The sequence below is a fragment of the Streptomyces sp. YS-3 genome (genome assembly GCF_045257485.1).
GTDB lineage: Bacteria > Actinomycetota > Actinomycetes > Streptomycetales > Streptomycetaceae > Streptomyces.
In genome coordinates this window covers 21767-28966 of sequence record NZ_JBJHPC010000027.1, presented here as the reverse complement: position 1 = coordinate 28966, position 7200 = coordinate 21767, and the positions used below count along the sequence as shown (strand labels likewise).

Annotated in this window: 6 protein-coding genes and 1 pseudogene; all 7 read left to right on the top strand. The window is 75.0% G+C overall.

The window, feature by feature from the left end; genetic code table 11:
- Positions 1–180 precede the first annotated feature (180 nt).
- The 7 genes and pseudogenes from ACJA3G_RS04745 to ACJA3G_RS04715 all read left to right on the top strand — a co-directional run bounded on the left by ACJA3G_RS04745 (position 181) and on the right by ACJA3G_RS04715 (position 7016).
- On the top strand, positions 181–1290 hold the full coding sequence (locus ACJA3G_RS04745) for an NAD(P)/FAD-dependent oxidoreductase (protein ID WP_406551600.1): 1110 nt from the start codon (positions 181–183) through the stop codon (positions 1288–1290).
- A gap of 143 nt (positions 1291–1433) precedes the next feature.
- Positions 1434–1739, top strand: a pseudogene (locus ACJA3G_RS04740) ((2Fe-2S)-binding protein); the annotation flags it as partial.
- Positions 1720–3249 carry an FAD-dependent oxidoreductase gene (locus tag ACJA3G_RS04735; RefSeq protein WP_406551599.1) on the top strand — a complete coding sequence of 510 codons (1530 nt, stop codon included), beginning with the start codon at positions 1720–1722 and terminating at the stop codon, positions 3247–3249. The pseudogene ACJA3G_RS04740 and the gene ACJA3G_RS04735, both read left to right, overlap by 20 nt.
- Positions 3250–3375: 126 nt before the next feature.
- Positions 3376–4305 (top strand): dihydrodipicolinate synthase family protein, encoded by a 930-nt coding sequence (locus ACJA3G_RS04730; protein ID WP_406551598.1) that lies wholly within the window; start codon positions 3376–3378, stop codon positions 4303–4305.
- 2 nt (positions 4306–4307) lie between these two features.
- Positions 4308–5309 carry a proline racemase family protein gene (locus tag ACJA3G_RS04725; RefSeq protein ID WP_406551597.1) on the top strand — a complete coding sequence of 334 codons (1002 nt, stop codon included), beginning with the start codon at positions 4308–4310 and terminating at the stop codon, positions 5307–5309.
- Positions 5306–6277, top strand: a complete 972-nt coding sequence (locus ACJA3G_RS04720; protein WP_406551596.1) for an ornithine cyclodeaminase family protein — start codon at positions 5306–5308, stop codon at positions 6275–6277. Before ACJA3G_RS04725 ends, ACJA3G_RS04720 begins: the two co-directional genes overlap by 4 nt.
- 28 nt (positions 6278–6305) lie before the next feature.
- The gene (locus ACJA3G_RS04715; RefSeq protein ID WP_406551595.1) at positions 6306–7016 is read left to right on the top strand and encodes a GntR family transcriptional regulator; all 711 of its coding nucleotides are present in this window, start codon (positions 6306–6308) and stop codon (positions 7014–7016) included.
- Positions 7017–7200: the final 184 nt, after the last annotated feature.

Sequence of the window (7200 nt, the reverse complement as noted above, 5' to 3'; positions counted from 1 at the left end):
GAGTCGGGTGGACAGCAGCGCGAGGTCGAGCTCGGGGCCCGCCTCCTTGTCGGAGACGAGCAGATTGCCTTCCCCCGCACCCGTGGTGCCGCCCGCGACGGGACCGCGGTCGACCACCGCGACGCGGAGTCCGGCGCGGCCTGCGCGTACTACGCGGGGCGCGCCGGACTCCGCGTCGCGGTGGTCGACCGCGGTCCCGTCGCGGGCGGCACCACGGGTGCGGGGGAAGGCAATCTGCTCGTCTCCGACAAGGAGGCGGGCCCCGAGCTCGACCTCGCGCTGCTGTCCACCCGACTCTGGCGCGACCTCGCCCACGTCCTCCCACCGGAGATCGAGTACGAGCCCAAGGGCGGCCTCGTCGTGGCGCCCGACGAGACCGCTCTGACGGCGCTGCGCGCCTTCGCCGAAGGGCAGCGCAAGGCCGGCGTCCAGGCGCGGGAGATCACCGCCGACCGGCTGTACGAGCTGGAGCCCCATCTCGCCCCCGGCCTTCCCGGCGGCTTCCACTACCCCCAGGACGCCCAGGTCCAGCCCGCCCAGGCGGCGGCCCAACTGCTGCGCGCGGCCCGCCAGTTCGGCGCCGAGGTCCATCTGGAGCAGGAGGTCCGCGAGGTCCTCACCGCGCCGGACGGCCGCATCAGGGGTGTCCGCACCCCGGAGGGCGATCTGTCGGCCCCGGCCGTCGTCAACGCCGCCGGAACCTGGGGCGGCGAGATCGCCGCCCTCGCGGGCACCACCCTGCCGGTGCTGCCCCGCCGCGGTTTCGTCCTGGTCACCGAGCCGCTGCCGCGCCTGGTGCGGCACAAGGTGTATGCCGCCGACTACATCGCGGACGTCGCCAGCGGCTCGGCCGCGCTCCAGTCCTCCGCGGTGGTCGAGGGGACGCCTTCGGGCCCGGTCCTGATCGGCGCGACACGCGAGCGGGTCGGCTTCGACCGCTCCCTGTCCATCGAGGCGCTGCGCCGTCTCGCCGCCCAGGCCGCCGCGCTCTTCCCGGTCCTCGCGGGCGTCCGCGCGATCCGTACGTACGCGGGCTTCCGCCCCTACCTTCCCGACCACCTGCCCGCGATCGGCCCCGATCCCCGGGTGCCGGGTCTGCTGCACGCGTGCGGGCACGAGGGCGCCGGCATCGGTCTCGCCCCGGTCACCGGCCTCCTCGTCGCCTCGGCGCTGCGGGGCGAGCGGACCGCCCTGGACCTGCGGCCGTTCCGGCCCGACCGGTTCGCGAGCGGGCGGCACACGGGCCAGGACGAGCACCAGCACGAGAACGAGCGGGGAGGCGCCCGATGAGCGCGACGCACGGAACGGAGGACGAGGCCGGGGGTTCCGGCGCGGCCCGTCGAAGCCGGTGGAGCAGGTTCACCGGGCTCACTCCGCGCGACCCGGCAGGGCGCGCCCCGTCCGCAGGCGACTCCCGGAGCCGGACCGTCCCCTCGCCCGCCGACCTCGTCCGGGCGACGCCCGACCCGGCGTTCGCCCTCACCTTCGACGGCCGCGGGCTCACCGCGCTGCCCGGGCAGAGCATCGCCGCGGCGCTCTGGGCCGCCGGGATCCTCTCCTGGCGCACCACCCGCGCACAGGGCGAACCGCGCGGCGCCTTCTGCGGGATCGGCGCCTGCTACGACTGCCTCGCCACCGTCAACGGCCGCCCCAACCAGCGCGCCTGCCTCGTCCCGGCGCGCCCCGGCGACGTGATCACCACCCAGGAGGGCACAGGCCATGCCGACCTCACCCGCTGAGCCCTCGGAGCTCGGCGAACCGGTCGAGCCGTCCGGGCTGTCCGAGTCTTCTCCGATACCGGAACCCTCGGCGCCCTCGACGCTCTGTGCCCCCTCCGCCCCCTGTGATCTCGCCGTCGTCGGTGCCGGGCCCGCCGGGCTCGCCGCCGCCGTGTCGGCCGCCGACCTCGGTCTGAGCGTCACGCTCCTGGACGCCGGGGAGCGGCCCGGCGGACAGTTCTACCGTCATCCCGCCCCCGGTCTGCGTGCCGCCCGGCCGGAGGCGCTGCACCACGACTGGCAGGCGTTCGCCACGCGTGCGACCCGTCTCGAAGCCCACCGCCGCGCCGGCCGCGTCACCCACCTCGCCTCCCACCACGTCTGGACGGTCGTCCGGGACGCGGCCAGGGGGGAGTGGCTGCTGCACGCCGTGGCGAGCGGCCCCGGCGGCGAGGAGGCCCCGGCCCTGGTCCGGGCGCGGGCCGTGCTGCTGGCGACCGGTGCGTACGAGCGCCAACTGCCCTTCCCCGGCTGGACCTTGCCGGGCGTCGTCGGCGCGGGCGGGGCGCAGGCCATGCTCAAGGCCGGGCTGGTGCTGCCGGGCCGGCGGGTCGTGGTGGCGGGCAGCGGTCCGCTGCTGCTCGCCGTCGCCGCCTCGCTCGCCGCGGCCGGCGCCGCCGTCCCGGCCGTGGTCGAGGCGTCCTCGTACACCTCGTACGCGACGCGGCTGCCCGCGCTCGTCCGCAATCCCGGCAAGCTGGGCGAGGGCGCGCTGTACGGCGGCGGGCTGCTGCGGCACCGGGTGCGGCTGCTGACGCGGCACGCGGTGACGGCCGCGCACGGCACCGACCGCGTCGAGGCCGTGACGGTCTCCCGGCTCGACCGCGACTGGCGGCCCGTCCCGGGCAGCGAACGCCGGGTGCCGTGCGACGCGCTGGCGGTCGGTCACGGGCTCGTCCCTCAACTGGAACTGGCGACGGGCCTCGGCTGCGCCACCCGGCGCACCGCCGACGACACCCTCGCCCTGGAACTCGATCCCGCGCAGCGCACCTCGGTGCCCGGTATCTGGGCGGCGGGGGAGACCGGCGGGATCGGGGGCGCCCAACTGGCCCTCGCCGAAGGCGAACTGGCGGCGGCGGCGATCGCGTACGAGCTCAAGGGCGTCCCGCGCCCGGCCGGGACCGCCGCGCTGGTACGGCGGCGGGCGCGGCTGCGCCGGTTCGCGGAGGCCATGGCGGTCGCGCACCGGCCCGGCGACGGCTGGACCGGGTGGCTCGACGACGCGACCCTGGTCTGCCGCTGCGAGGAGGTCCCGGCGGGGCGGATCAAGGAGGCGGTGGCGGAGTTCGGCGCGAAGGACGCCCGGACCGTGAAACTGCTGACCAGGGCCGGGATGGGCTGGTGCCAGGGCCGGATGTGCGGCCAGGCCGTGGCCTGCCTCGCGGGCGGCGGGCCCGGTGAGGACCGGCGCCCGCTGTCCTGCCCGGTGGAGCTCGGCCAACTGGCCGGACTGCCCCCGTCCGAGGGCTGACCGCAGCCCTCCCGCCCGCACACCGTTCGCGGTCCGTTCGCGATCCGTCCGCAATCCGTGCGCGTGCCCTTGTGGCCGTCGTACGTCTTTCAGTAAAATGTCACACACCACACTAGGGAGTCCCCGATGACGTCTGCCCAGACCGCCGAGTCCGCCCCCTCCGCCACCGTCCGGCAGCCCTGGCGCGGCATCATGGTCGCCACCGCCCTGCCCCTGCGCGAGGACCTGTCCGTCGACTACGACGCCTTCGCCGCGCATGTGCGCTGGCTGATCGACAACGGCTGCGACGGGGTCGTGCCCAACGGCTCCCTCGGCGAATACCAGACCCTCACCGACGACGAGCGTGCCCGGGTCGTCGAAGTCGCGGTCGAGGCCGCGGGCGACGGCGCCCGCGTGATGCCGGGCGTCGCCGCGTACGGCAGCGCCGAGTCGCGCCGCTGGGCCGAACAGGCCGCCGAAGCGGGCGCGGGCTCGGTCCTGCTGCTGCCGCCCAACGCCTACCGCGCCGACGAGAGCGCCGTGCGCGCCCACTACGCCGAGGTCGCCCGGGCCGGGCTGCCGGTCGTCGCGTACAACAACCCCATCGACACCAAGGTCGACCTCACCCCCGCCCTGCTGGCCCGGCTCCACCGCGACGGGAGCATCGTCGCCGTCAAGGAGTTCAGCGGGGACGTGCGCCGCGGCTACGAGATCGCCGAACTCGCCCCCGAGCTCGATCTGCTGATCGGCGCCGACGACGTGCTGCTCGAACTCGCCCTCGCGGGCGCGGTCGGCTGGGTCGCCGGGTACCCCAACGCGCTGCCCGCCGCCTGCGCCGAGCTCTACCGCGCGGCCGTCGCCGGGGACGTGGAGAGCGCGCTGCCGCTCTACAAGTCGCTGCACCCGCTGCTGCGCTGGGACTCCAAGACCGAGTTCGTCCAGGCCATCAAGTTGTCCATGGACATCGCCGGCCGCCCCGGCGGCCCGGTCCGCCCGCCGCGCGCGGCGCTCCTCGGGGACCAGGAGTCCGCCGTCCGCGCGGCCACCGAGAAGGCCCTCGCGGAAGGACTCCGCTGACCATGCGCACCCGTCACGTCTACCACGCGGTCGACTCGCACACCGAGGGCATGCCGACCCGGGTCATCACCGGCGGCGTCGGGATCGTCCCCGGCGCCACCATGGCCGAGAAGCGGCTCCACTTCCTCGACCACCTCGACGACCTGCGCACCCTGCTGATGTACGAGCCGCGCGGCCACGCCTCCATGAGCGGCGCCATCCTCCAGCCCCCCACCCGCCCCGACGCCGACTACGGCGTCCTCTACATCGAGGTGTCCGGGCTGCTGCCGATGTGCGGCCACGGGACGATCGGCGTGGCCACCGTGCTGGTCGAGACCGGCATGGTGGAGGTGAGCGAACCGGTCACCACGGTCCGCCTCGACACCCCGGCCGGGCTGGTGAGCGTCGACGTACGGGTGGAGGACGGCGAGGCGAAGTCCGTCACCCTCACCAACGTGCCCTCCTTCTGCCTCGGCCTCGACCGCAAGGTGGAGGTGCCCGGATACGGCACGGTCACCTACGACATCGCCTACGGCGGGAACTTCTACGCGTTCGTCCACCTCGACGACCTGGGGCTGCCCTTCGACCGGGCGCGCAAGGACGACCTGCTCGCCGCCGGGCTCGCCGTCATGGACGCCGTCAACGCCACCGGCCGGCCGGTGCACCCGGAGAACCCGGAGATCGGCGGGGTCAAGCACGTCTACCTCGCCGCGCCCGGCTCGGACGCGGTCCGCTCCCGGCACGCGATGGCGATCCACCCGGGCTGGTTCGACCGCTCCCCGTGCGGCACCGGCACCTCCGCCCGGATGGCGCAGCTGCACGCCCGCGGCGAACTGCCGCTCCACCGCGACTTCGTCAACGAGTCCTTCATCGGTACGGAGTTCACCGGCAGACTAATCGACGAGACGACGGTCGGCGGGCTGCCGGCGGTGGTGCCCACGGTGACCGGCCGCGCCTGGATCACCGGCACGGCCCAGTACTTCCTGGACCCGTCCGACCCCTTCCCGGCGGGCTTCCTGCTGTGACCGGCGCACCAGCCGGGACCCCCGCCCTCGTCGGCGCCGAGGAGATCGCGCGGCTGCTCACACCCGCCGCCGCAGCCGAGGCGGTGGCGGGCGTGCTGCGCGACGGCTTCGACCCCGAGTCCGCCCCGCCGCGCGTCAACCTGCCGGTCGCGGCGGGCGAGCTGCTGCTCATGCCCGCCGCCTCCGGGGCGTACGCCGGGGTGAAGATCGCGGGGGTGGCACCGGCCAACCCCGCGCACGGCCTGCCCCGGATCACCGGCGGCTATCTGCTCCTGGACGGCGCGACGCTGCTGCCCCTCGCCCTGCTGGACGGCGCGGCCCTGACGACCCTGCGAACCCCGGCCGTCTCCGCCGTGGCCCTCGCCCACCTGGCGGCCCCGGACGCGAGCCGCCTCGTCCTGTTCGGCGCGGGCCCGCAGGCGTACGGCCATCTGCGGGCGGCGCTTGCCGTGGCCGAGGTGAAGACCGTCACCGTGGTCGCCCGCGCTCCCGAGGCGTGCGCGGCGCTGGTGGCGTACGCCCGTACGCTGGGCGTGGACGCGTGCGCGGGCACCGCCGCCGACGTCCGCGACGCCGATCTCGTCATCTGCTGCACCACCGCCCGCGAGCCGCTGTTCGACGGCCGGCTCGTCGCGGACGGCGCCACCGTCGTCGCGGTCGGCTCGCACGAACCGGACGCCCGCGAGACGGACTCGGCGCTGGTGCGGCGCTCGGCGGTGTACGTGGAGTCACGGGCGGCGGCGCTGCGGGAGGCGGGGGACCTGCTGATCCCGCTGAACGAGGGGGTGATCGGGCCCGGCCGGATCGCCGGCACCCTCGCCGAACTCGTCCACGGGCGGGTCGCCGTCCCCTTCGACCGCCCCCGCCTCTTCAAAAGCGTGGGCATGGCCTGGGAGGATCTGGCCGTGGCGGCGGCGCTGCACCGCGCACGGGGCAACCCGACTGGGCAACGTGACATTGTACGCTGAGCCTCCGCGGATTCACGGAGGAAGTGCCATGGGCGACCTGAAGCAGCGCAATCTCATCACGGCCCAGGAACGGCTGCGCGACCAGGTCGCCCACGCCCTGCGCGCCGCCCTGGTCGCCGGTGAACTGCGCCCCGGCGCCATCTACTCCGCCCCTGGGCTGGCCGCCGACTTCGGCATCTCGGCCACCCCGGTCCGTGAGGCGATGCTGGACCTGGCCCGCGAAGGGCTCGTCGAACCCGTACGGAACAAGGGCTTCCGTATCACTGAGGTGAGCGAGCGTGACCTCGACCAGTACACCGAACTCCGCGCGATGATCGAGGTGCCCACCGTCGGCAGGGTGACGCGGCTGGCGAGCGTGGAGCAGCTGGAGGCGCTGCGACCGGTCGCCGAGGAGATCGTCGCCCACGCGCGCGAGCACAACCTCATCGGCTACCTCGACGCCGACCGCCGCTTCCACCTCCAGCTCCTCGGCCTCGCGGGCAACGAACGGCTCGTGGAGACCGTCGGCGACCTGCGCAAGCGCTCCCGGCTCTACGGACTGACCCGCCTCGACGAGCGCGGCCAGCTCATCTCGTCCGCCGAGGAGCACATCGAACTCCTCGACCTGATGGTGGCGGGCGACGAACGCGGCGCCGAGGACTGCATGGCCCGCCACCTCGGCCACGTCCGCTCGCTGTGGGCGCAGGCCCGCGACGAGCCGGTGGAGCCGCGCCCCAAGCGCACGCTGGGCAACCGGTGACGTCCGTACGGTGACGAGGCCCCGATGACGCCGTACGAAAGCGGCTTGGCGGGGGTGAAGGCCCGCGCCCGCACCGGGCCTTGACCCCCGCGCGGCAGGCCTCGCGGCGGCCTTGATCGACTGGTGACGGCCCCGCCCCGGGTTTACGGTCGAAAAGTGGACGGGACCGTCCACCGCCCCTTTC